The following is a 21,939-nucleotide window of genomic DNA, read 5'->3' on the forward strand; positions in this document are numbered from 1 at the left end:
TCAGCGCTCCTCTTCGTGGGAGGTGGATTCGGCAGGAACCTCGGCGTCGACGCCGTGGGACTCCTCGGCTGCCTCAGCAGTGTCGGAGCCGACCTCGCGGCGGACCGAGGAGACCGCACCGCGGACCACCTCGATGATGACGCCGGCGGCGATCTCGAGCTCGAGGGTCTCGTCCGAACTGCCGACGATCGTGCCGAAGATGCCCGAGGTCAGCATCACGTCGTCGCCGACGGAGAGCTGCGACTGGAGCTCGGCCACCTGCTTGCGCTGACGCGAGGCCGGTCGGATGATCAGGAACCAGAAGATGGCAGCGATCGCCACAATCGGCAGCAGGGAAACAACGCCTTCCACAGACAAACCTCTCCAGCGGGGCAGGGGAAAAGCGCCGCCCGACAAGGGTGTGGGCGCGCCGACGGGAAAGTGTAGCCACGGACACCAGTCGGCAGTGGATCGCCGCCTGATCCGACGTGCGGGGCTCAGTCCTCGAAGAGGGTGGGACCCGCTCCGTCAGCAGGGTACGACGGGGCAGCGAGCCCCAGGTGCGCCCAGGCTGCCGGCGTGGCGACCCGGCCGCGCGGGGTGCGCGCGAGGAAGCCGTTGCGGACCAGGAAGGGCTCGGCGACCTCCTCGACGGTCTCGCGTTCCTCACCGACGGCGACCGCCAGGGTCGAGACACCGACCGGTCCCCCGCCGAACCGGCGGCAGAGCACGTCGAGCACACCGCGGTCGAGCCGGTCGAGGCCGAGCTCGTCGACCTCGTACAGGTCGAGGGCTGCCCGGGCGACCGCACGGTCGACGGTGCCGTCCGCGCGCACCTGGGCGTAGTCGCGGACCCGGCGCAGCAGCCGGTTGGCGATGCGGGGTGTGCCCCGCGAGCGACCGGCGATCTCGGAGGAGCCGTCCCGGGTCACCTCGACACCGAGCAGACCGGAGGAGCGCCGCACGATGAGGTCGAGCTCGGCGGGCTCGTAGAACTCGAGGTGGGCGGTGAAGCCGAACCGGTCCCGCAACGGTCCCGGGAGCAGGCCTGCGCGGGTGGTGGCGCCGACGAGTGTGAAGGGCGGGATCTCCAGCGGGATCGCGGTCGCTCCCGGTCCCTTGCCGATGATCACGTCGACCCGGAAGTCCTCCATCGCGAGGTAGAGCATCTCCTCGGCCGGTCGCGACATCCGGTGGATCTCGTCGATGAACAGGATCTCGCCCTCGTTGAGGCCGGAGAGGATGGCGGCGAGGTCGCCGGCATGGGTGATGGCCGGGCCACTGGTGATGCGCAGGGGCGCGGACATCTCGTGGGCGATGATCATCGCGAGGGTGGTCTTGCCCAGGCCCGGAGGACCGGAGAGCAGCACGTGGTCGGGGGCCCTCCCCCGCTGCCTGGCCGCCTCCAGCACGAGACCCAGCTGGTCGCGCACGCGCGCCTGGCCCACGACCTCGTCGAGGCTGCGGGGGCGCAGCGCCGCCTCGACGGCTCGCTCGTCCCCCTCGGCCTCGGCGGCCGTGAGCGAGCGCAGGTGGACCTCCTCGGCCTCCTCGAGCTCGTCCTCGTGGAAGGGCACGGCGATCAGGCCTTCGAGAGCGAGCTCAGGGCCGCGCGCAGCAGCGCACCGACGTCAGGAGACGTGCCGCTCGCCTGGTCGGCGACGGCGTCGACCGCCTTCTCGGCGTCGCGGGGGTTGTAGCCGAGTCCGACCAGTCCCTGGTGCACCTGGTCGCGCCACGGGGCGGCACCGGTCGTCGTACTCGCGTGGGCGACACCGGTCGGCGCACCGATGCGGTCCTTGAGCTCCAGGATGATGCGCTGCGCACCCTTCTGGCCGATGCCGGGCACCTTGGTGAGGGTCTTGACGTCATCGGTCGCGATCGCGGTCCTCACGCCGTCGGGCGAGAGCACTGCAACGATCGCCTGGGCGACCTTCGGCCCGACGCCCGAGGCCGTCTGGACGAGCTCGAAGATGACCTTCTCCTCGTCGTCGGCGAAGCCGTAGAGGGTCATCGAGTCCTCGCGCACGATCATGCTCGTGGGCAACGTGGCCTGGTGGCCGGTGCGCAGCTGGGCGAGGGTGCCGGGCGTGCACATCAGCTCGAGGCCGATGCCACCGACCTCGACCACCGCGCTGGACACGGTCAGGGCTGCGACGTTGCCGCGGACGAACGCGATCATCGGACTCCTCCGGGCTGCCGGGCAGCGGTGGGGCGGGTGCGGGTCGGGCGGGCAGCCGCCAGGGCGGCGTCGATGCGGGCCTGCGAGCCTCCCCGCCAGATGTGGGTGATGGCCAGGGCGAGGGCGTCGGCGGCATCGGCCGGCTTCGGCATGGCGTCGAGACGAAGGATCCGGGTGACCATCGCCCCGACCTGGGCCTTGTCGGCGCGACCGTTGCCGGACACGGCGGCCTTGACCTCGCTCGGGGTGTGCAGCGCGACCGGCAGTCCGCGGCGCGCGGCACAGACCATCGCGATGCCCGCCGCCTGAGCGGTGCCCATGATCGTGCTGACGTCGGAGCGGGCGAAGATCCGCTCGATCGCGACCGCGTCGGGCTGGTACTCGTCGAGACGGGCCTCGATGCCCTTCTCGATGCTCACCAGCCGCTGCGGGACGTCGAGCTGCGCGGACGTGCGGATGACACTGACGTCGATCAGCTGCAGCGGGCGCCCGATGGACCCCTCGACCACTCCGAGACCGCAGCGGGTCAGCCCGGGATCGATCCCCAGCACGCGCACGTCGTCACCTTCCGTCCGAACATGTGTTCGGACCCAAGGTAGACGATCGGCCCGTGCCGTCGTACGGCGACACGCCCGTGACCGACCGGTCGACGGACCCCCGACGGTGCGCGATCAGTCCTCGATCTGCTCGAGGACCTCATCGGATATGTCGGCGTTGGAGAAGACGTTCTGCACGTCGTCCAGGTCGTCCAGGACGTCGACGAGGCGGAAGACCTTGCCGGCGGCCTCGGGCTCGGCGACGGGGATGTCCATCGACGCGACGAACAGGACGTCGGCGGACTCGTAGTCGATGCCGGCCTCCTGGAGCGCGGAGCGGACCGCGACGACGTCGGTCGCCTCGGACTGCACCTCGAAGGAGTCACCGTGATCGGCGACGTCCTCGGCACCAGCATCGAGGGTGGCCTCGAGGACGTCGTCCTCGGAGATCTCCTTGCCGTCCTGCTGCTTGGCCACCACGACGACGCCCTTGCGCGTGAACAGGCGCGAGACCGAGCCGGGGTCGGCCATCGTGCCGCCGTTGCGGGTGACGGCGGTGCGGACCTCCATCGCGGCACGGTTGCGGTTGTCGGTGAGGCACTCGACGAGCAACGCCACGCCCTGGGGCCCGTAGACCTCGTACATGATCGTCTCGTAGTCGACGCCGCCACCCTCGAGCCCACCGCCGCGCTTGACCGCGGAGTCGATGTTCTTGTTGGGGACCGACTGCTTCTTCGCCTTCTGGATGGCGTCGAACAGGGTCGGGTTGCCCGAGACGTCGGGGCCGCCCATCTTCGCGGCGATCTCGATGTTCTTGATCATCTTCGCGAAGAGCTTGCCGCGCTTGGCGTCGATCGCGGCCTTCTTGTGCTTGGTGGTCGCCCACTTGGAGTGGCCTGACATGTGTCCCGTCCCTGTCTACCTCGACGACTGCGTGCTTCTGCTGCCGGAACAGCCCTGCAACCCTATCCGGAGACCAGGTCGAGGAAGACGCGGTGCACCCGACCGTCCCCGTCGACCTCCGGATGGAAGGACGTCGCGAGCAGGTGTCCCTGCCGTACGGCGACCGGGTGACCCTGCGCCACGGCCAGCACCTCGACCTTCGGGCCGGTCTGCTCGACCCACGGTGCGCGGATGAACACGGCATGCACCGGGTCGGCCAACCCGGCGAAGTCCAGGTCCCCCTCGAACGAGTCGACCTGGCGGCCGAACGCGTTGCGCCGCACCGTCACGTCCAGCCCGCCGATGGTCTCCTGGTCGGCGGTGCCGCCCTCGATCCGGTCGGCCAACAGGATCATCCCCGCACACGTCCCGAAGGTGGGCATGCCTCCCGCGATCCGTTCCCGCAACGGCTCGAGCAGCTCGAAGGTGCGGGCCAGCTTGGCCATCGTCGTCGACTCACCGCCCGGCAGCACAAGGCCGTCACAGCGCTCGAGCTCGGACGGTCGCCGTACGGCGAACGCGTCCGCGCCGAGGGCGGTCAGGGTCTGCAGGTGTTCCCGGACATCGCCCTGGAGGGCGAAGACTCCGATGGCTGGCACGGCTGGCGATCCTAGACGAGCGTGCCCGACAATGTTCGCCCGGTCGGACGACGAGATCGAACCGTTTCGTCGCAGGATGCTGACCAACGTGCCTGGACATCACAACTACGGAGCCGTGCAACTCATCCTGTTTCCGCCCGGTTGAATCCTCCAGATCGCGCGGATCACAGGCAGGGTTCGAGTCGCCGCCTGGCCCTCGAGCTGAGCGTAGACAGCGACCTGCCACGTGCGGTTGCCGCTTCCGCCTGGAGCAATGCTGACCGACACCGTGCCGCCCTGCGCCACAGCCGCACCGGTGGTACCAGACGGCTGGTTCGGTTCGCCGACTGTCGGGGTTCCGTTGATCTCCTGGACCTGCCAGAAGTACTCGTAGCTGGCATTGGTGTTGATCCAACTGATGTTGATGTTGGGTGTGGCCTGCGCACAGTTGACCGGCCCCGTCCAGATCACGGCAGGAGGCGCGGGAGTGCTGGCCGTCGTCGTCGCGGTGGCCGTGTCCGTCCAGAACGCCGAGGTGAAGGCCCATGGCGCCTGCCCAGTGGCGCCCAGCAGCGTCCCGGTGAGAACGACGCCGGCGACGCCAGTCGGCACCAGCACCCGCGCGCGGGCCGAGCCGGCCGCGTCGTCGTCGTCGCGACGTCCGTAGCCCAGCCACAGAGCGCTGAGAACGAGGAGTCCGCCGGCGAGCAGCCCGAATGGGCTGGCAGCCGCGTTGAGTGCGTAGCCGGCGTAGGGCACGCCGAAGGCCACCCGGTCGACGGAGGTCACGGCGTAAGCCTGGTCGTCGGGCACCTTGTTGGTGTCGCCCTGGAGCGTCAGTACCGCACTGTCCCCGCCCGGAGCGATCTCCACGATGCGGTGGGTGACGCGGTTGCCCTCGGCGTTGACGACGCTGACGACGTCACCGACGCGGAGGTCAGCGGCGGGCACCTCACGGGCCACGCCGAGCGCACCGGCCTCATAGCTGGGGCTCATCGACCCGGAGGCAAAGACGAGTGGCGTCACGTTGAACAGCCAGCCCGCGAGAAGGGAGAGCAGACACAGCGAGCCGAGGACTCCCCCGGTCCAGAGGACTGCTTCGCGCCCGAAGCGCAAGGTCTTGGTCATCACGGCACCTGACTGGCTGGGAAGGTGAAGGTGATGTTCGACGTCGAACTGGCTGGAAGCACACCCGCCGGACGCGTCACCTGGACGCAGATGTCATGGGCCTGGGTGGGCGCGAGGCTGGCGCCTGCCGGCTGGTCGAACCCGTTGAGCGACGCGTTCGCTCCACCCACGAGCGTCCCACCGGTGCAGGTCGTCCCGGTGACACCTCCACCGCGGCGCACCGTGACCTGAAGGGCGCCGCCGAGGGTTCCGGTGGCAGATGCCTGGATCCGGTAGGAGAACGTCACCGCACCGCGGCTGTTGTTGGTCACCGGCAGCACAGCCGCCCTGGTGTCACCGGGCGCGAGGTTGCTGAGGGCGAGTCCTCCCCAGCCGTAGGTCTCGGGCTTGACCCGGACGTTGTTGGCGAGGTCGAGATGGATCGCGCCGGCATTGATCGGTCCTCCCGAGAACGTGTCTTCGGTCGTCCAGTAGGCGGATGTGGCAACCGCGCCCATGCCGACCAGGAGGCCGGCGGACAGGAGTGCGCGAGTACGGCCTCTGCCGAACCAGCTGCCACGAGGTGCGCGGTGACTAGGCACGGGCCACCTCCTCGCTCTCGCGGCGGCGAGTACGGACGAGCGCCAGCCCGCCACCGATCAGGCCGGCGGCCAGCCAGACCAGGATCATGTCGACCGGAGAGCCGGTGTCCGGGAGGCCTCCGTTGTCCACGCCACCGACATTGCCGTCTCCGTCTCCGTCGCCGTCGTCGACGCCACCGACGTCGCCGTCCTCACTGAGAGTGATCGTGGCGCGCAACGGGATGATGCCGTTCTCTCGGGTGGATTCCGGGCGGAAGGTGCCCCGAAGGGTCACGGTCGTGCTCACGCCCTCCGCGACGTCGAGCGACGTCGAGCGCAGGCTGGTCGTGCCGTCCTCGATGTTGACCCATGCCCCGTTGCCGAGGCGCGCCTCCACCAAGAAGTCGTCGTCGGCGAGCAGGGTGTCCGGGTCGGCCGCGACCACGTCGACGGTGAGTTCGGCCGCGGACGGGCCGTCGTTGCGCACGAAGAAGGAACGCTCCTCCACGTCGCCCGGGACCCAGATGAAGCTCGGGTCGAACAGTGGAGTGGCGAGCTGGTCGCCCCAGGTCGTGCCGTCGTTGCTCAGCCCGATCTCACCATCGGCGTGCGCGGGCGCGGCTGCGACGCCGACAGCCAGGACGGCTGAGGCCACGAGCGACGCGAGGCGACGGATCACGAGAACTCTTTCGGTTGAGACGGATGGATCACTTTGCTGTCGAGCTGGTGGTTCAGTGTGCGGCGCGATCATTCGATCGGCCGCGGCGGGCCCTGATCAAGCCGAAGGCGAGAGCGATGGCGAGGCCGGCGCCGGCAGCCAGGGCTGCGGTACGTCGAGCATCTGCACGACCCGTCCGGATGACAGGTGACGTGATGTGGTCATCTGCCGCTCCCTTCGCGTCGTCCTGTTGGGTGTCGCCGGTCTCGGCCAGCACAGCGGCTGTCCGCTTGCGTCGGCGATCCCGGAATGCTCCGACGAGCATGAACACTGCGTATCCGATCAGTCCTGCTGAAACCACCAGGACTGCTGTCTGCCGTTGAGAACCTGTGATCGCCTTGTTGACATAGCCGAGATAGGGAATCGAGTACCAGAGCTTGCCCTGGATCTGCACCGGTTGAACCGGATCCCTGTCCACTGAGCCGTTGTCGTCGCCCTTCGTGCTGAAGACGGTCTTGCCGTCCAGCCCTACAGCGACTTCGGTGACTCGGTGAGTGACGACTGTCGGCTTGCCCGACTCGATCTGGTAGGTGACCACGTCACCTACCTTGATCTCGTTCGTCTTCACTGGCTTGACGACGACCAACGTGCCCGGGGGGTACGACGGACGCATCGAGCCGGTGAGGACGGTGTAGGGGGTTGCGCCGGCCAACCGCGGTACGACGACCGCGGCGGCCAGCACACCCACCACACCCAAGATCACGAGCCAGGCCACCACCTGACCGAGCCATCCCCCGAATCGGCGCATCACTCAGTCAGACCCACGGCAGCCTCAGAGGGTCACGGAGTGGTGTCGTGAACCTGGACGGCCTCGAGCGCAAGAGTGTCGAGCGCCGCGGTGTCGTTCTGCGAGCCGTTGGTCGCGGGACCGTACGGGAAGTCGACCTCGATCTCGACGGTCACGGCGTGCGCGCCGGGCTCGTCGATCGCGCCGGCGGTCGGGGCGGTCAGCGTCGCGGTGATGTCGATCTCGCCGCCGAAGGCGGCCTCAGCGGCAGCGACAGAAGTCGGGGTGAGCGAAACGGTCGCGCCCACGTGCTCGCCGGTGATCGTCAGCGTGCCGGTGCAGGTCTTGGTGATCGTGTCACCGGGGACGAGCAGGGTGATGACATCGGCGCCCTCGGTCCAGTCGTCGTCGCAGATGACGTCGCCGAGCTCGAAGCTGCCGGCGGTGATGGTGCCCGCGTCGGCGTTGCCGGTGTCGCTCCAGAAAGCAAGGGTGCTCGCGCCACCCATGAGCAGAACGGCGGCCGAACCGGCGGCCAGCGCGCCCTTCGTGGTCTTCTTCATTGTTGTCTCCATGTCCCCATGCCCCGTTGTCCCCGGGTCCGGATCAGTGATTCCTCGGTGTGTTGATCACGAGGCACACACGCCTCACGACCCACAACGAAGGGGAACACGACACGTCATGAGGCGTCCGGCGAATAGGGACATTCGTCCCGGAGTTCTCGGGAAATTGTCCCGGCCCACCAGAAACGGCGACGGGCAACCATCGGATCCGATGGTTGCCCGTCCGTCCATCGCATCCGATGGTCCGAGATCAGCTCCCGGTGGAGTGTCCGGGAGTCGTCACCAACCGCGCTCGGAGAGGCGGTGCGGCTGTGCGATGTCCTCGACGTTGATGCCGACCATCGCCTCGCCCAGACCCCGCGAGACCTTCGCCACCACGTCAGGGTCGTCGAAGAACGTCGTCGCCTTCACGATCGCCTCAGCCCGCTGCGCCGGGTTGCCCGACTTGAAGATGCCCGAACCCACGAACACGCCCTCGGCGCCGAGCTGCATCATCATCGCCGCGTCCGCCGGGGTCGCGATGCCACCCGCGGTGAACATCACCACCGGCAGCTTGCCCGCCCGAGCGACCTCCTTGACCAGGTCGTACGGCGCCTGCAGCTCCTTGGCGGCGACGTACAGCTCGTCGTCGGACAGCACCGTGAGCCGGCGCAGCTCGCCCCGGATGGTGCGCATGTGGGTGACCGCGTTGGACACGTCACCGGTGCCGGCCTCGCCCTTGGAGCGGATCATGGCCGCACCCTCGGTGATCCGGCGCAGCGCCTCACCCAGGTTGGTCGCACCGCACACGAACGGGACCGTGAAGGCCCACTTGTCGATGTGGTTGGCGTAGTCGGCCGGGGTCAGCACCTCGGACTCGTCGATGTAGTCCACCCCGAGGGACTGCAGGACCTGCGCCTCGGCGAAGTGCCCGATCCGGGCCTTGGCCATCACCGGGATCGAGACCGCGGCGATGATCCCGTCGATCATGTCGGGATCGCTCATCCGCGAGACCCCGCCCTGGGCGCGGATGTCGGCCGGGACCCGCTCGAGGGCCATGACGGCCACAGCGCCGGCGTCCTCGGCGATCTTGGCCTGCTCGGCATTGACGACGTCCATGATGACGCCGCCCTTGAGCATCTCCGCCATGCCGCGCTTGACCCGGGTGGTGCCCTGTTCCTGCTGCTCGCTCATGGGGTCGATCCTACGACCTCCCGAACAGTGTTCAGGAGGGGGTGTCCGGGCTGGCCCCGGCGGCGTCCGGCCCGCCCTGCGCGTCCAGCGCGAGCGCCTGTCGTCGCACCTTCAGGACCCGGAAGATGACCGTGTAGGTGCTGGCCACGGCAAGTGTCCAGAGGGTGAGGTACATCAGGATCGGCAGGTCGAAGATCGCCGCGAGGCCGGTCATCACCAGGATCGACACGAGCCGGTCGGACCGCTCGGCGATGCCACCCTTGGCATCCATGCCCAGGGACTCCGCGCGCGCGCGGGCGTAGGAGGTGATCGACCCCATCACCAGGCACCACAGGGTGACGCAGAGGTAGAGGTAGCTGTCGCCCTGGTCCTTGCCGGTGCCGGCGAAGTAGAGCGCGAGGCCGCCGAAGATCGCACCGTCGCCGACGCGGTCGAGCGTGGAGTCCCAGAACGCGCCGAATTTCGAGGTGCGACCCATCTCCCGGGCCATCCGGCCGTCGATGATGTCGCTGAACACGAAGGCGGTGATGACGAGCACGCCGATCAGCAGCTCGCCCTGCGGGAAGAAGACCAGCGCTCCGGCGCTGACCCCGATGGTGCCGACGAGCGTCACCGTGTCCGGGCTGATGCCCAACCTGATGAACAACCGAACGAAGGGGTGCAGCACCGTGCCACCCCAGAACTCCTTGAAGCGCTCCAACACGGCCAAGAACCTACTGGACGCGAGCCCCGGGCCACGCCTCGGCGAGCAGGTCACGGGTGTCGCCCAGCAGCTGCGGGAGCGTCTTGGTGCCCCCGATCACGGTCATGAAGTTCGAGTCGCCGGACCAGCGCGGGACGACGTGCTGGTGCAGGTGGCCGGACAGGGAACCGCCCGCGGCTCCCCCGAGGTTGAGCCCGACGTTGAAGGCGTGCGGCTGCGAGACCTGTCGGATGGCGCGCAACGCCGACTTCGTCAGCGCCGTCACCTCGAGGGTCTCGTCGTCGTCGAGATCGGTGTAGTCCGCGACGTGGCGGTAGGGCAGCACCATCAGGTGGCCGGGGTTGTAGGGGTAGAGGTTGAGGACGACGTACGCCGTCTCCCCTCGTACGACGACCAGGTCGTCGTCACTGGACGTCACCGCCTCCCGGGTGATCCGGCAGAACGGGCAGGCCGGGCGCGGGGCTGCGTGGGCCGGCGGGTCGTCGGCGGTCTCCTCGCCACGCACGTAGGACATCCGGTGCGGCGTCCAGAGACGCTCCAGGCCGTCGGGGTCGCTCACTCCGGGCCCTCCTCGGACGTGGTGAGCGCCTGGAGCAGCTCAACGATCGGGAGGTCCGGGAGGTTGAGGCCCCGACTGAGCGCCATGCCGTTGATCTGCATCCAGATCGAGTCGGAGAGGATCCCGATGAACGCCTCGGTCGACGGGGCCCGGTCCGCACGCCCGAGCCAGCGCCGCACCGCGGCGAACACGGCGCCGATCAGCCCGAAGACCCACGGGTCAAGGCCCGCACGGTCGTCCTCGGACAGGTCGGCCGCGAGCGCGTCGACAACGACGGTCATGATGCCCTCGATGCCCTCGGCCACCTGCTCGACGGCCTCGCCGAGCGGGCTCGGCCCCCACCCGGACAGGTCGCGCTCGGCGAACCAGTAGAGCGAGGGGTGGGACTCCGACCACCGCACGAAGCTGCCCACGATGCTGTGGACGATCTCGTCCGGGGTGCCGTCGAAGGACAGCGCCGGCAGCAGCGCGCCGCCGACCGTCTCGCAGATCTGGCGCTGCACGGCGCGGTCGAGGTCGGCGCGGTCCTCGAAGTGGCGGTAGATCACGGTGCGGCTCATGCTCGCCTCGTCCGCGACGTCCTGGACCTGGAACTCGTCGCCGGGAGCCTGGCGCTCGAGCACCGCGATCGCGGCGTCGATGATGACCTGCCGGCGGACCTGGTTGTGCTCCTGCCAGCGTCGGCGGCGACCGTCGAGGGGCTCCTCCCCGCTGCCCTCAGCGCTCATTGGCAAACCCTCTCACGTCAACCGGTGGAACCACTGGCCGAGGTCGGCGGCGATCCCGGGGCAGGTGATGTTCTGGTCGCGCCGCTGCTCGACCCACTGCCCCATCACGGCCGTACCGCCCTGGATCGACCAGTCCGGACCGCACCGGTTGAGGGCCTCGGCACGTGAGGTCTGACCGGCCGCACGCCACTCCGGGATGCCACCGAGGTCGAGGTCGCCGACCACCCGGGCGTAGAGGCTGGGCGTGGAGTAGACGCCGATGCGGAAGCCGGCGTCGACGTACCCACGGGCCACCCCCTCGATGACCGCGGCGTTCGCCTTCAGGTTGCTGCTCCACTCGAAGACGGGGACCGGCTCGACATCGATCCAGATGATCGGGCTGAGCAGGCCGACCTCCCCCATCGTGCCGATGTTGAAGCGGGCCTGCTGGTAGCCGACGTTCTTGAGCTGCCCGGTCGTCGTCGACGCGTCGTGCGGACCGTCGGCGCCGTACTTCTCCAGCGTCTTCTTGCTCGGGTAGCTCGAGACGGCGTAGACGGAGACGAGCACGTCGTTCTCGCGCGCCCACTGGACCTGGTCCTCCAGGCAGGGGTTGAACGTGAAGCCGGGGCCGTTGGTGAGCCCGAGCACGACGTACTCGGCCTCGGGCAGGGGCATCGGCATGGCCAGCCCCTGCTTCTCGGGGATCCCCATGCCCTTGGGGCACTGCGGCCAGCTCACGTCGCCGCCGAGCACCTCGCCGTCACGCGGCGCGATGTTGCCGGTGGGCTGGGTGCCCTCGCGAGCGAGGTCCTCGGCCGCCTCGGCCAGGTCGCTCGCGTCGGCACCCGGATCGCCGGCGTCACCGCCCGGCTTGCCGTCCGCGCCGTCCGAGGGCGTCGCCGTGCTCGGAGCAGGCGGACGCGGCGGCGCGCCCGCCGAGGGGTCGGAGCCGCTGCACGCCGCGAGGGCAGGCAGCAGCGCCGCAAGGAGTACGACGCCCGCTGCCCGCCTCTTCACGTCGTCAGACCTGCTGACGCGAGGCCACGGCGGCGACCACACGCTCGATCGCCTCGGCGATCGGGACGCCGTTGTCCTGGCGGCCGTCGCGGTAGCGGAAGCTGACCGCGCCCTTCTCGACGTCCTCGCCGCCGGCGATCAGCATGAAGGGGATCTTCTGCAGCTGGGCGTTGCGGATCTTCTTCTGGAACCGGTCGTCCGACTCGTCGACCTCCACCCGGATGCCGCGCGCCTTCAGCTGCGCTGCGACGTCGTACATGTAGTCGGTGAAGGTCTCGGCGACCGGGATCCCGACGACCTGGACCGGAGCGAGCCACGGGGGGAACGCGCCGGCATAGTGCTCGACGAGGACCCCGAGGAACCGCTCGATCGAGCCGAACTTCGCGGAGTGGATCATCACCGGCTGCTGCTTGGTGCCGTCGGAGGAGGTGTACTCGAGGCCGAAGCGGGCCGGCTGGTTGAAGTCGTACTGCACCGTGCCCATCTGCCAGGTGCGACCGATCGCGTCCTTGGCCTGGACCGAGATCTTGGGGCCGTAGAACGCGGCGCCACCGGGGTCGGGGACGAGGTCCAGGCCGGTCTCGGCTGCGACGTCCTCGAGCACCTTGGTGGCGGTGGCCCAGTCCTCCTCGCTGCCGACGAACTTGTCCGGCTTGGCGTCGTCGCGGGTGGACAGCTCGAGGTAGAAGTCGTCGAGCCCGAAGTCGCGCAGCACACCGAGCATGAAGTTCAGCAGGTGCTTGACCTCGGCCGGTGCCTGGTCGGGGGTGCAGTAGGAGTGCGAGTCGTCCTGGGCGAAGCCGCGCACCCGGGTGAGGCCGTGGATGACGCCGGACTTCTCGTAGCGGTAGACGCTGCCGAACTCGAACAACCGCAGCGGGAGCTCACGGTAGGAGCGCCCCCTGCTGCTGAAGATCAGGTTGTGCATCGGGCAGTTCATGGCCTTGAGCTGGTAGTTCGTGCCCTCGAACTCCATCGGCGGGAACATCGTGTCGGCGTAGTACGGCAGGTGGCCGGAGGTGTGGAACAGGCCGTCCTTGCTGATGTGCGGCGTGCCGACGTACGAGAAGCCCTCCTCGATGTGGCGGAGGCGGACGTAGTCCTCCATCTCGCGCTTGAGCACGCCACCCTTGGGATGGAACACCGGCAGGCCGGAACCGATCTCGTCGGGGAAGCTGAACAGGTCGAGCTCCCGGCCGAGCTTGCGGTGGTCGCGACGCTCGGCCTCCTCGAGGCGGTGCAGGTGCTCCTCGAGCGCCTCCTTGGTCGGCCACGCCGTGCCGTAGACCCGTTGGAGCTGCTTGTTCTTCTCGTCGCCGCGCCAGTACGCCGCGGCGCTGCGCATCAGCTTGAACGCGGGGATCCGCTTGGTGGTCGGCAGGTGGGGGCCACGGCAGAGGTCCTTCCACGCGACCTCGTTGTTGCGGTTGAGGTTGTCGTAGATGGTGAGCTCGCCCGCACCGACCTCGGCGCTGGCACCCTCGGCGGCGTCGGCGGCCGAGCCCTTGAGTCCGATCAGCTCGACCTTGTAGGGCTCGTCGGCGAGCTCGACCAGCGCGTCCTCGTCGGTGGTGATCCGGCGCGAGAAGCGCTGGTTCTCCTTGATGATCTTGCGCATCGCGGTCTCGAGCTTGACCAGGTCCTCGGGCACGAACGGCACCGGGACGTCGAAGTCGTAGTAGAAGCCGTTCTCGATCGGCGGACCGATCCCGAGCTTGGCCTCCGGGAAGAGTTGCTGGACCGCCTGCGCGAGCACGTGGGCGGTCGAGTGGCGCAGGATGTCCAGGCCGTCGGGGCTGTCGATGGCGACCCCTTCGACCTCGTCGCCGTCGGCGAGCTCGTAGGACAGGTCCTTCAGCTGGCCACCGACCCGGGCGGCGATGACGTCCGCGTCGTCCCTGAACAGCTCCCAGGCCTTCGTGCCCTCGGTGACCGTCGACTCCTGACGCGCATCAGGGATGAGTACGACGACCTTGATGTCGGACACGGAGGGGCTCCTTCACGAGACGGCTGTGCCCGGTCCCGGGCACGACGCCGATCGTATCGGCCAGCCGGACCCACCACCCAGCCGATTCCCCCACCGGCGAGGAGCGCACCCGCCTTCCCAGGACCCCGGACAGATTTTACCAAGGGCTCAGCGAAAACACCGGCGCAAGAGGCGGAGCATCCTTACGCTCCTCGCGATGGGTACTCCGCGTCGAGCGATGTTCGCGTCGCTCCTCGCGGGCGGCGCGGTCGTGGCGACCGGTCAGGCGGCCGATGCGGCGTCCTCCGAGACCCGCCACCTGCTCGTCGCCGAGCTCCGCAGCGGCGATCTGGTGGTCGGCACCGGCGGCACGGTCGTCCGCATCCACTCGGTGAGCAGGTCGAGCGGCCGGTACGCCGTGCGCGCGTTCAGCCCGTTCGACACCTCGACGTACCTGCTCAAGCCGCGCAGCGGCACCACCTTCTCCGCGGCCCAGCGCTTCGTGGTGCTGCTCCGCAGGGTTCCGGCCTCCGCGGTCCCGCTGACCGCCCGGCCCGTGGTCGCCCCACCGTCCGTGATCGACGGAGGGCGACCGTGACGACGATCCGGTTGCGCCGCGGGACCACCGCCCAGTGGCAGGCCGCCAACCCGGTCCTCCTGCAGGGTGAGCCCGGGGTCGACACGACCACCGGCGCACTCCGCATCGGCAACGGCACCTCGAGGTGGCTGAACCTGCCGCAATACCTCGACGCCGAGACGGTCCTCGCCCTCGGCAGCACCACCGAGATCGTGCGGGTCGAGGACGTCACGAGCCCGACCTTCACGCTCACCCCGGCCACGGCGACGTACTTCAGCCTGAACCTCACGGCGGACGTCAGCCTGGTCGCGGACGGCTTCGTCGAAGGGCAGTCGGTCACCGTCGAGCTCGTCCAGGACGCGGTCGGCGGACGCGAGGTCGTCCTGCCGACAACCTGGGTGGGAGCAGCGGCGGTCGTGCTCACGACCACTGCGGACACCCTCGAGCGCCTCGTGGTCTGGCGCGCTGCCGGACGAATGAACGTCCAGCAGGCCAGCGGCGGGCCGTTCGCACTCCCGGCAGGTTGAGGACGGGATCGATGAACGGGTTGATCGACGTGTTCGGCGTGGCCGGACAGTCGAACGCAGCCGGCCGGGGCACCGCATCCGCCGCGCCGATCACCGTCGCCGGGCTCGCGCACGAGTTCCGACAACCGGACGTGCTGATCACGCCTGCGCTCGACCCGTTCCACGGCGCCGCCCACGGATCGGCGTGGCCTGCCTTCCTCGACACCTTCACGGCAGCGTCCGGACGTCCTGCCTGCATCGTCTCGAAGGCGATCGGCGGCTCGGCCCTGCTCCCGGCCGCCAGCGTCACCAACGGCCACTGGTCCCCGACCGGCTTGTTGCGCGCGGCCGCCTCCGCGGCGTACTCCTCCGCGCTCACGCACCTCGCCGCGGCAGGGTGGACGCCTGTGTGGAGAGGCGTGCTGTGGCACCAGGGCGAGAACGACGCCCAGGCACTGCGGAAGCTGCCGACCCTCTCCGCGCAGTACGCCGCCGCGCTGATCGCCCTCGCCGGCCACTTCGCCACCTCGGTCGGACCGGGCGAGATGTACGTGCTGCGACTGGGTGACCGGCAGGGCTTCGAGGACGGGTACGCCGCCGTCCGCGCCGGCCAGGACGTGGCCTGCGCCGCCCCTGGGCTGACGATGGCCTACGACGAGTGCGCCCAGTTCCCCGCGCGCGGCTGGATGCGCGACCCGCTCCACTACGCGCAGGTCGGCCTCAACCACATGGGCGCGGGCGCCGCCCGCAACGTGGCCACCCACCTCGGACTCCTCGCATCGGCCGAGGCGCCGCCGCGCGGGATGACGATCGCGCGGCGGCTCCGGCAGGCGCTCTGAGCTCGTCGGCCGGTCAGGCCGGTCAGGCCGGTCCGGGCAGCTGGTCGACGTACACGCGCCCGATGTCGCCGAGATCGCTCTGACAGGCGTCGCCGATGGTCGGCACCACCGGCGCCTTGCCCGACACCTCGCACCCGCGGTAGCCGTTCTCGTACCCGACGCCCGAGCCGACGACCTGGAGGTTGAAGTCCTCGCCCTTGACCGGCTTCAAGCGGAAGATGCCGTTGCGGTCGGTGAGCACGTGGACCGCGATCGCGTTGCCGGAGGCGTGGCGCAGCCGGACCGACGCACCGACGACCGGGGCCGAGGTGACGGCGTCGACGAGCTTGCCCCGGACGTAGGCGGGCAGCGCGTAGATGCGGCCGAGCGAGGTGCCGTCGACGTAGCGGGTGCCGTAGGTGTAGCTCGGCTGCACCCACTTCGGCGTCTCGCTCGGGTCACCGCCGACGACGCCGCCCTGGACGGTCGCGTTGGCGACGACCTTCACGTACGACCCGCCGCGCGGCCTCGGACCGGTCCGGGTGACGTAGAACCGCCCCTCGCTGTTGGTCGTGGTGGAGCCGATGAGCGTCCCGGAGGTCCGGAGCGCAGCTCGATCTTGAGGCCGGCGGCGGGCACGCCGCCGGAGAAGACGCGCCCGCTGATGGGCGCCGGGGCCTTGGCCGCTGCGAGGGGCGCGGCCGTGCTGGGCTGCGCGAGGAACGGGAGGAGTCCGGCCGCGAGGGCGGCCAGGACGACGAGGAGTCGCTTCATGTCACTTTTGTACGACGTCACCGCCCGCCGCCGCAGGAAAACGACGAGAGCCGCACTCGTCGAGTGCGGCTCTGCCTGCGGGTCTCGTGCTGCTGTGGAGCTGTCCGGGTGGGCGATACTGGGTTCGAACCAGTGACCTCTTCGGTGTGAACGAAGCGCGCTACCACTGCGCCAATCGCCCGGAACGGAACCCGAAGGAACCGCGGTCGGAGACTCTAACGCATCTCCTGACCGCGGTTCACATCGGGACCTCGCCGCCCGCAGGGGGCGCGCTCAGCCCAGGTGGTGCACCTCCTGCAGCCGGTGCACCGGGGTGTCGAGGCCCGCGTGGCGGGCCTTGAGCTGCAGCGCGAGGTAGAGCGAGTAGTGCCGCGACTGGTGCAGGTTGCCGCCGTGGAACCAGAGGTTCTCCTGCTGGGTCGGCTTCCACATGTTGCGCTGCTCGCCCTCCCACGGACCGGGGTCCTTGGTGGTCTCGGAGCCGAGGCCCCAGACCTTGCCGACGCGGTCGGCGACCTCCTGGCTGATCAGGTCGGCGGCCCAGCCGTTCATCGACCCGTAGCCGGTGGCGTAGACGACGAGATCGGCGTCCAGCGTGGTGCCGTCGGCGAGGACCACGGAGGTCTCGGTCAGGTGGTCGACCTGACCGTGGGCGAGCTTCACGTCGCCGCTCGCGACGAGCTCGGCGGCGCCGACGTCGATGTAGTAGCCGGAGCCGCGGCGGAGGTACTTCATGAACAGGCCCGACCCGTCGTCGCCCCAGTCGAGGTCGAACCCGGCGGACTCCAGCCGGTCGTAGAAGTCCTTGTCGCGCTCCCGCATCTGGTCGTAGAGCGGGATCTGGAACTCGTGCATGATCCGGTACGGCAGCGAGGCGAAGATCAGGTCAGCCTTCTCCGTGGTGACACCGGCCTCCAGCGCCCGCTCCGAGTAGAGGTCGCCGAGACCGATGTCCATGAGCGTGTCGCTCTTCACGATGTGCGTCGAGGACCGCTGCACCATCGTGACGTCGGCCCCGGTCTCCCAGAGCGCCCCGCAGATGTCGAAGGCGGAGTTGTTGCTGCCGATCACGACGACCTTCTTGCCGGCGTACGCATCCGGGCCGGGGTGCTGCGAGGAGTGGTGCTGCTCGCCCTGGAACACCTCCGCGCCGGGCACGACGGGGATGTTGGGCTTGCCGGACATCCCGGTCGCCATGACGAGGTGGGACGGTTTGAGCACCAGCGGTGCGCCCTCCCGCTCGAGGTGGACGGTCCACTCCCCCGCCGCCTCGTCGTACGACGCGTCGGTCGCCACGGTGTTGGACCAGTACGGCACCTCCATGACCCGCGTGTAGAACTCGAGCCAGTCGCCGACCTTGTCCTTCGGCGCGAACACCGGCCAGTTGTCGGGGAACTTCAGGTAGGGCAGGTGGTCGTACCAGACCGGGTCGTGGAGGCAGAGCGACTTGTAGCGGTTGCGCCACTGGTCGCCGGGGCGCGGGTTCTTGTCGATGACGAGGGCGGGTACGCCGAGCTGCCGCAGCCGTGCGCCGAGGGCGATCCCTCCCTGGCCGCCGCCGACGACCAGCACATAGGGCTGGGTGTCGACACCGAGAGCGGCGTTCTCGGCCTGCTGCTTCTCCAGCCACGTGACGCGCTCGGTGCTCGCACCGTGCTCGGCGCCCATCGGGCGTCGTACGCCCCGCGGCTCCTCGTGGCCCTTGAGCTCGTAGAGGGTCGTCAGGAAGGTCCACGCCTTCGGGCCCTCGCCGTCGCCGTCGCCCCCGTCGAGGAGGCGCAGAAGGCCACGACCACGACCCACCGCGGTCTCGAACTCGAACCACGCGGTGGTGACGCCGTCCGCAGTGACGGCGGGCTCCGAGAGCCGGAAGCCGGACGGGTCGACGCGGTCGAGGGTGCTGGTCAGGAGATCGGCGACCCCGGCGGGGTTCTCGACCGTCGTGAGGTTCCACGAGAAGGCGATCAGGTCGCGCCAGAAGCTCGTGGCGGCGAAGAGGTTCGAGGCGCGGTCGACGTCACGGGCGACGAGGGCGTCCTCGAAGGCGGCGAACCACGCAGTGGCGGGATCCTCGGCCGTGGCGAGGGTGGTGGGACGTTCTTCGAGCTGGGTCATGCCGAGAAGGAGACGCCCCGGCACCCCGCGGCCGGAACCGTTGCACGTTGTTGCATGTGGCCCCGGTCACATCGCGCACCTATCGTGGAGGCATGGCCACGCACGACCTCGCGATGCGGGCCCGCGACCTGGTCCGGATCCACGACGCGGTGCTCTCCGGATCCGCGCCGCCCGAGCGGCCGCGGGCCGTCGTGGCCCGGTCGTGGAGTCGCGTGATCAGCCTCGGGATCGACCCCGACGGTCGCAACGGGCGGGACCCGCTGACGCCTGCTGACGTGGACGAGCGGCGTCGTACGTCGCGCCTGGCACTCGTCATCGACGAGATCCGCGAGCTGCTGCTCAGCGCCGCCGACGCGTCGAACTACCTCGTCGTGGTCGCCGACTCCGAGGGCGTGGTGCTGTGGCGCAGCGGTTCGCCGCGGGTGAAGCGGCAGGCCGACGGCCTCGGGTTCACCGACGGTGCACTGTGGACCGAGGCAGCCGTGGGCACCAACGCGATCGGGACCGCCCTCGCAGAGGGTGCTCCGGTGCAGCTGTTCTCGGCCGAGCACTTCGAGAACGCCCAGGTCCCCTGGTACTGCACGGCCTCCCCCATCCACGACCCGATCGACGGATCGCTGCTCGGCATCGTCGACGTCAGCGGTCCGGCGCTGACCCTGCACCCGGCCATCGAGGCGCTCGTGACCGCGTCCGTGCGCCTCGCCGAGGCGCGCCTGTGGCGACACCACGAGGAGCGGCTCGAGCAGCTGCGGCGTACGGCGCAACCCTTGCTGTCCGGCGCGAACGGTCCCCTGCTCGTCGTCGACGACCACGGCTGGGTCGCGGCCCACCAGGGCGTGTCGGTGCGCGACCGGATCGAGGCGCCCCGCACCGATCGCGCGGTCGCAGTGCCCGGGCTCGGACTGTGCCTGCCCGAGCGACTGCGGGGCGGCTGGTTGATCCGGCCGTCCGGCGAGGAGACGGTGCTGCACCTGACCCTCGACCTGGGCTCCACGCCAGCGATGCTGGAGGTCCGTGGTCACGACGCTCCGTGGCGCGTCGCCCTCTCACCGCGCCATGCCGAGGTGCTGGCCGCCCTGGGATCCGCCGGACGCGGCGGGTTGACGGCGGGCGTCCTGAGCCACCGGTTGTACGGCGACGGGGAGCACCAGGTGACGGTGCGGGCCGAGATCTCGCGGATGCGCAAGGCCCTCGGTGCGCTGCTGGCGACCAACCCCTACCGGCTGGGCGAGGGCGTCCAGCTGAGCATCGTCAACGATCGAAGCCGATGAGCGCCGACTCGTTCTCGCGCCAAGCCTTCGCTGCCGCCGTGGTCACCGGCCCCGGAGCAGGCAGGTCGCGGTCGTTCCAGCGGTGCACGCCCTGGACGTCGCGGGTCGTGGAGACCACGAAGATCTCCTCGGCCGCCGCCGCGATCGCGATGGGCTCGTCGACCTCACGGCCACCGAACCACTCGAGCACCAGATCCCTCGTCACGCCTGCGAGGCAACCGCTGGCGAGCGACGGGGTCCGCAGCTCGCCGTCGACCACGTAGAAGACGTTGGTCCCCGTGCCCTCGCACAGGTTGCCCGCGAGGTTCTCGAAGACGGCCTCGGTCGCCCCGCGCTGCTGAGCGGCCGTCAACGCCACGACGTTCTCCGCGTACGACGTCGTCTTCAACCCGGCCAGCGCCCCGCGCTCGTTGCGCGGCCACGGAACCGTGATCACCGCCGTCGTCTCCGCTGCGGGCGCCATCGGCGACGCCACGACGATCACCGTCGGCGGCTCCGTGCCACGCCCGCTGCCCAGCGGCGCATTGCCCCCGGTCACGGTGATCCGCAGGCGCCCCAGAGCGATCGGGTCGCCCTCCAGCACCGCGGCGACCCCCCGTCGTACGTCGTCGATGTCGAGGCCGACCAGGCCCAGTCCCGCTGCGGATCGCTCGAGCCGGTCGAGGTGTCGCTGGAACGCGAAGGGCTGGCCGTCGACCACCTTCACGGCCTCGAACACCGCATCCCCCACGGTCAGTCCGTGGTCGGTCACGGGCACCGCCGGAGCGGTCGCGTCGGGCAGGGTCTCACCGTTGATCCACACGCGCATGGGGCCAGCCTAGGAGGGTGCGCGACATGCCCAAATGGACCCCCGTTTTGGTGCCGTTCAGAGGATCGGCTAATGTTCTCAACCGCACCACAGAGCGGCCGGAAACGGTCCGCAAAGAGGTGCGATGCGGACATAGCTCAGTTGGTAGAGCGCAACCTTGCCAAGGTTGAGGTCGCGAGTTCGAGTCTCGTTGTCCGCTCGGAGAGGTCAGGCCACTGGCTGACCAGGTCAGTCCAGGTGATTGGTTTGGTAGGCCTCCATGGTGGGTTGGCCGAGAGGCGAGGCAACGGACTGCAAATCCGTGTACACGGGTTCAAATCCCGTACCCACCTCCACACAACTCCACAGCACCACCACGGGCGATTGGCGCAGCGGTAGCGCGCTTCCTTGACACGGAAGAGGTCACTGGTTCAAACCCAGTATCGCCCACCAGTAAAGCCGCAGGTCAGAGGCCCTTTTGGGGCCTCTGTTCTGCTTTTCGTGCAACATACGTGCAACAAGGATTCGGCGCGCGCACCTCGTCAGCGGCACTCAGAGTTGCGCTGTGGGCATCTTTTGCGGAGTGGCTTCTAGGTCGTCGAGCTTGATCCGGATGGCCCGCTTTCCGCAGCGGTACGCCGGAAGCGTGCCGGCTGCGATCCAGCGCCGGATCGTCCTGACCGAGACCGACATGGACTCGGCCGCCTCCTCGAGGCTCACGTAGACCGCGATGGCTCGTCGCTCAGCCATCGGAACGCACCTCGACCTGGGTGACCTTGGCGGAGGCCAGGAAGCAACGGGCCTCCGCGACCGTCACGTAGAGCCGGCCAACGCCCTGAAAGCGCGTCCATCGCGGGCCGATGCCACGGCGACGCCAGTCACGGACGGTGCGTTGCGGTGTGCGGATGAGTTCGCAGAACTCCTCGAACAGGATCAGGCCGTTGTCGTCCCAGTCCTCGGGGATCCCGATGGGTGTCACCATCACGTCGCCTTTCGTTGCTGGCCGCCGACGGGTTCGGCGACTCTGGTTGAGAAGCACCGCCCCTCGTG

At 69.5% G+C, this 21,939-nt stretch carries 27 protein-coding genes and 4 tRNA genes; 7 read left to right on the forward strand and 24 right to left on the reverse strand.

Features of this window, described 5'->3' with window-relative positions; all coding sequences use genetic code 11:
• The 17 genes from yajC to thrS all read right to left on the reverse strand — a co-directional run bounded on the left by yajC (position 1) and on the right by thrS (position 14,062).
• Positions 1–351 carry a preprotein translocase subunit YajC gene (yajC, locus tag ASE01_RS24115; RefSeq protein WP_157537624.1) on the reverse strand — a complete coding sequence of 117 codons (351 nt, stop codon included), beginning with the start codon at positions 349–351 and terminating at the stop codon, positions 1–3.
• A gap of 125 nt (positions 352–476) precedes the next feature.
• A complete protein-coding gene (gene ruvB / locus ASE01_RS20265; RefSeq protein WP_056756723.1) occupies positions 477–1,556 on the reverse strand; it encodes a Holliday junction branch migration DNA helicase RuvB in 1,080 nt (359 codons plus the stop codon).
• Between the two features lie 5 nt (positions 1,557–1,561).
• Positions 1,562–2,161, reverse strand: coding sequence for a Holliday junction branch migration protein RuvA (gene ruvA / locus ASE01_RS20270; RefSeq protein ID WP_056756726.1), 600 nt, complete (start codon positions 2,159–2,161; stop codon positions 1,562–1,564).
• Positions 2,158–2,709, reverse strand: coding sequence for a crossover junction endodeoxyribonuclease RuvC (gene ruvC / locus ASE01_RS20275; RefSeq protein WP_200958930.1), 552 nt, complete (start codon positions 2,707–2,709; stop codon positions 2,158–2,160). The genes ruvA and ruvC overlap by 4 nt, the downstream gene beginning before the upstream one ends.
• Positions 2,710–2,832: 123 nt before the next feature.
• The gene (locus ASE01_RS20280) at positions 2,833–3,600 is read right to left on the reverse strand and encodes a YebC/PmpR family DNA-binding transcriptional regulator (protein WP_056756732.1); all 768 of its coding nucleotides are present in this window, start codon (positions 3,598–3,600) and stop codon (positions 2,833–2,835) included.
• 62 nt (positions 3,601–3,662) lie between these two features.
• A complete protein-coding gene (gene pdxT / locus ASE01_RS20285) occupies positions 3,663–4,238 on the reverse strand; it encodes a pyridoxal 5'-phosphate synthase glutaminase subunit PdxT (protein ID WP_157537626.1) in 576 nt (191 codons plus the stop codon).
• A gap of 105 nt (positions 4,239–4,343) precedes the next feature.
• The gene (locus ASE01_RS20290) at positions 4,344–5,345 is read right to left on the reverse strand and encodes a signal peptidase I (protein ID WP_056756735.1); all 1,002 of its coding nucleotides are present in this window, start codon (positions 5,343–5,345) and stop codon (positions 4,344–4,346) included.
• Entirely contained in the window at positions 5,345–5,926 is a 582-nt protein-coding gene (locus tag ASE01_RS20295) for a SipW-dependent-type signal peptide-containing protein (RefSeq protein WP_157537627.1), read from the reverse strand. The genes ASE01_RS20290 and ASE01_RS20295 overlap by 1 nt, the downstream gene beginning before the upstream one ends.
• A complete protein-coding gene (locus ASE01_RS20300; protein ID WP_056756740.1) occupies positions 5,919–6,584 on the reverse strand; it encodes an LPXTG cell wall anchor domain-containing protein in 666 nt (221 codons plus the stop codon). The genes ASE01_RS20295 and ASE01_RS20300 overlap by 8 nt, the downstream gene beginning before the upstream one ends.
• Before the next feature lie 52 nt (positions 6,585–6,636).
• A complete protein-coding gene (locus ASE01_RS20305; protein WP_235536117.1) occupies positions 6,637–7,338 on the reverse strand; it encodes a signal peptidase I in 702 nt (233 codons plus the stop codon).
• A 65-nt stretch (positions 7,339–7,403) separates the two neighbouring features.
• On the reverse strand, positions 7,404–7,913 hold the full coding sequence (locus ASE01_RS20310; protein WP_056756751.1) for an alternate-type signal peptide domain-containing protein: 510 nt from the start codon (positions 7,911–7,913) through the stop codon (positions 7,404–7,406).
• Between the two features lie 279 nt (positions 7,914–8,192).
• Positions 8,193–9,086: a pyridoxal 5'-phosphate synthase lyase subunit PdxS gene (gene pdxS, locus ASE01_RS20315; RefSeq protein ID WP_056756753.1), complete on the reverse strand. Its 894-nt coding sequence runs from the start codon at positions 9,084–9,086 to the stop codon at positions 8,193–8,195.
• Positions 9,087–9,117: 31 nt separating this feature from the next.
• Positions 9,118–9,789, reverse strand: coding sequence for a phosphatidylinositol phosphate synthase (gene pgsA / locus ASE01_RS20320; protein ID WP_056756756.1), 672 nt, complete (start codon positions 9,787–9,789; stop codon positions 9,118–9,120).
• Between the two features lie 10 nt (positions 9,790–9,799).
• Positions 9,800–10,303 carry an HIT family protein gene (locus ASE01_RS20325; protein ID WP_056757050.1) on the reverse strand — a complete coding sequence of 168 codons (504 nt, stop codon included), beginning with the start codon at positions 10,301–10,303 and terminating at the stop codon, positions 9,800–9,802.
• Positions 10,304–10,344: 41 nt separating this feature from the next.
• Positions 10,345–11,076, reverse strand: a complete 732-nt coding sequence (locus ASE01_RS20330) for a TetR/AcrR family transcriptional regulator (RefSeq protein WP_056756757.1) — start codon at positions 11,074–11,076, stop codon at positions 10,345–10,347.
• Positions 11,077–11,088: 12 nt separating this feature from the next.
• Positions 11,089–12,075, reverse strand: a complete 987-nt coding sequence (locus ASE01_RS20335) for a hypothetical protein (RefSeq protein WP_056756758.1) — start codon at positions 12,073–12,075, stop codon at positions 11,089–11,091.
• Between the two features lie 4 nt (positions 12,076–12,079).
• A complete protein-coding gene (gene thrS / locus ASE01_RS20340; protein ID WP_056756759.1) occupies positions 12,080–14,062 on the reverse strand; it encodes a threonine--tRNA ligase in 1,983 nt (660 codons plus the stop codon).
• A 196-nt stretch (positions 14,063–14,258) separates the two neighbouring features.
• Here thrS and ASE01_RS20345 point away from each other — a divergent pair, with 196 nt between their 5' ends.
• Genes ASE01_RS20345 through ASE01_RS20355 form a run of 3 tightly spaced genes read left to right on the forward strand, consistent with a single transcriptional unit; the run spans position 14,259 to position 15,963 of the window.
• On the forward strand, positions 14,259–14,639 hold the full coding sequence (locus ASE01_RS20345) for a hypothetical protein (protein WP_157537629.1): 381 nt from the start codon (positions 14,259–14,261) through the stop codon (positions 14,637–14,639).
• Complete coding sequence (locus tag ASE01_RS20350) at positions 14,636–15,145, forward strand: hypothetical protein (protein ID WP_056756762.1); 510 nt, start codon at positions 14,636–14,638, stop codon at positions 15,143–15,145. Before ASE01_RS20345 ends, ASE01_RS20350 begins: the two co-directional genes overlap by 4 nt.
• Before the next feature lie 11 nt (positions 15,146–15,156).
• Positions 15,157–15,963 carry a sialate O-acetylesterase gene (locus tag ASE01_RS20355; protein WP_056756765.1) on the forward strand — a complete coding sequence of 269 codons (807 nt, stop codon included), beginning with the start codon at positions 15,157–15,159 and terminating at the stop codon, positions 15,961–15,963.
• 22 nt (positions 15,964–15,985) lie between these two features.
• Here ASE01_RS20355 and ASE01_RS20360 read toward each other — a convergent pair whose 3' ends face one another.
• The 4 genes from ASE01_RS20360 to ASE01_RS20370 form a co-directional block, all read right to left on the reverse strand.
• Positions 15,986–16,450, reverse strand: coding sequence for a carboxypeptidase-like regulatory domain-containing protein (locus ASE01_RS20360; protein ID WP_056756768.1), 465 nt, complete (start codon positions 16,448–16,450; stop codon positions 15,986–15,988).
• Complete coding sequence (locus ASE01_RS24575) at positions 16,447–16,716, reverse strand: hypothetical protein (RefSeq protein WP_157537633.1); 270 nt, start codon at positions 16,714–16,716, stop codon at positions 16,447–16,449. Before ASE01_RS24575 ends, ASE01_RS20360 begins: the two co-directional genes overlap by 4 nt.
• Before the next feature lie 109 nt (positions 16,717–16,825).
• A tRNA-Val gene (locus tag ASE01_RS20365) sits at positions 16,826–16,897 on the reverse strand.
• A 92-nt stretch (positions 16,898–16,989) separates the two neighbouring features.
• Positions 16,990–18,831, reverse strand: a complete 1,842-nt coding sequence (locus ASE01_RS20370; RefSeq protein ID WP_056756772.1) for a flavin-containing monooxygenase — start codon at positions 18,829–18,831, stop codon at positions 16,990–16,992.
• Positions 18,832–18,923: 92 nt separating this feature from the next.
• Here ASE01_RS20370 and ASE01_RS20375 point away from each other — a divergent pair, with 92 nt between their 5' ends.
• Positions 18,924–20,102, forward strand: a complete 1,179-nt coding sequence (locus ASE01_RS20375) for a GAF domain-containing protein (protein ID WP_056756775.1) — start codon at positions 18,924–18,926, stop codon at positions 20,100–20,102.
• Here ASE01_RS20375 and ASE01_RS20380 read toward each other — a convergent pair.
• Complete coding sequence (locus ASE01_RS20380) at positions 20,083–20,910, reverse strand: aminotransferase class IV (RefSeq protein ID WP_056756778.1); 828 nt, start codon at positions 20,908–20,910, stop codon at positions 20,083–20,085. The two genes, ASE01_RS20375 and ASE01_RS20380, sit on opposite strands and share 20 nt — an antisense overlap.
• Before the next feature lie 126 nt (positions 20,911–21,036).
• Here ASE01_RS20380 and ASE01_RS20385 point away from each other — a divergent pair.
• From ASE01_RS20385 to ASE01_RS20395, 3 genes are all read left to right on the forward strand, one after another.
• Positions 21,037–21,109 (forward strand) — tRNA-Gly (locus ASE01_RS20385).
• A gap of 62 nt (positions 21,110–21,171) precedes the next feature.
• Positions 21,172–21,245 (forward strand) — tRNA-Cys (locus ASE01_RS20390).
• Between the two features lie 22 nt (positions 21,246–21,267).
• Positions 21,268–21,342 (forward strand) — tRNA-Val (locus tag ASE01_RS20395).
• A gap of 99 nt (positions 21,343–21,441) precedes the next feature.
• Here the strand turns inward: ASE01_RS20395 and ASE01_RS20400 are convergent.
• Entirely contained in the window at positions 21,442–21,639 is a 198-nt protein-coding gene (locus tag ASE01_RS20400; protein ID WP_056756787.1) for a helix-turn-helix domain-containing protein, read from the reverse strand.
• A complete protein-coding gene (locus ASE01_RS20405) occupies positions 21,632–21,871 on the reverse strand; it encodes a hypothetical protein (RefSeq protein ID WP_056756790.1) in 240 nt (79 codons plus the stop codon). Before ASE01_RS20405 ends, ASE01_RS20400 begins: the two co-directional genes overlap by 8 nt.
• Positions 21,872–21,939: the final 68 nt, after the last annotated feature.

It is taken from the genome of Nocardioides sp. Root190, from assembly GCF_001428565.1.
In the GTDB taxonomy this organism is placed as follows: Bacteria; Actinomycetota; Actinomycetes; order Propionibacteriales; family Nocardioidaceae; genus Nocardioides.

Bases quoted from the DNA above. Each gene is read 5' to 3' on its own strand.
- ASE01_RS20370 (WP_056756772.1), bottom strand. From the start codon at position 18,831: ATGACCCAGCTCGAAGAACGTCCCACCACCCTCGCCACGGCCGAGGAT.
- ASE01_RS20325 (WP_056757050.1), bottom strand. From the start codon at position 10,303: ATGTCCTACGTGCGTGGCGAGGAGACCGCCGACGACCCGCCGGCCCAC.
- ASE01_RS20375 (WP_056756775.1), top strand. From the start codon at position 18,924: ATGGCCACGCACGACCTCGCGATGCGGGCCCGCGACCTGGTCCGGATC.
- ASE01_RS20380 (WP_056756778.1), bottom strand. From the start codon at position 20,910: ATGCGCGTGTGGATCAACGGTGAGACCCTGCCCGACGCGACCGCTCCG.
- ruvA (WP_056756726.1), bottom strand. From the start codon at position 2,161: ATGATCGCGTTCGTCCGCGGCAACGTCGCAGCCCTGACCGTGTCCAGC.
- ASE01_RS24575 (WP_157537633.1), bottom strand. From the start codon at position 16,716: ATGAAGCGACTCCTCGTCGTCCTGGCCGCCCTCGCGGCCGGACTCCTC.
- ASE01_RS20400 (WP_056756787.1), bottom strand. From the start codon at position 21,639: ATGGCTGAGCGACGAGCCATCGCGGTCTACGTGAGCCTCGAGGAGGCG.
- ASE01_RS20330 (WP_056756757.1), bottom strand. From the start codon at position 11,076: ATGAGCGCTGAGGGCAGCGGGGAGGAGCCCCTCGACGGTCGCCGCCGA.
- ASE01_RS20280 (WP_056756732.1), bottom strand. From the start codon at position 3,600: ATGTCAGGCCACTCCAAGTGGGCGACCACCAAGCACAAGAAGGCCGCG.
- ASE01_RS20290 (WP_056756735.1), bottom strand. From the start codon at position 5,345: ATGACCAAGACCTTGCGCTTCGGGCGCGAAGCAGTCCTCTGGACCGGG.
- ASE01_RS20405 (WP_056756790.1), bottom strand. From the start codon at position 21,871: ATGGTGACACCCATCGGGATCCCCGAGGACTGGGACGACAACGGCCTG.
- pdxS (WP_056756753.1), bottom strand. From the start codon at position 9,086: ATGAGCGAGCAGCAGGAACAGGGCACCACCCGGGTCAAGCGCGGCATG.
- ASE01_RS20345 (WP_157537629.1), top strand. From the start codon at position 14,259: ATGGGTACTCCGCGTCGAGCGATGTTCGCGTCGCTCCTCGCGGGCGGC.
- ASE01_RS20310 (WP_056756751.1), bottom strand. From the start codon at position 7,913: ATGAAGAAGACCACGAAGGGCGCGCTGGCCGCCGGTTCGGCCGCCGTT.
- ASE01_RS20355 (WP_056756765.1), top strand. From the start codon at position 15,157: ATGAACGGGTTGATCGACGTGTTCGGCGTGGCCGGACAGTCGAACGCA.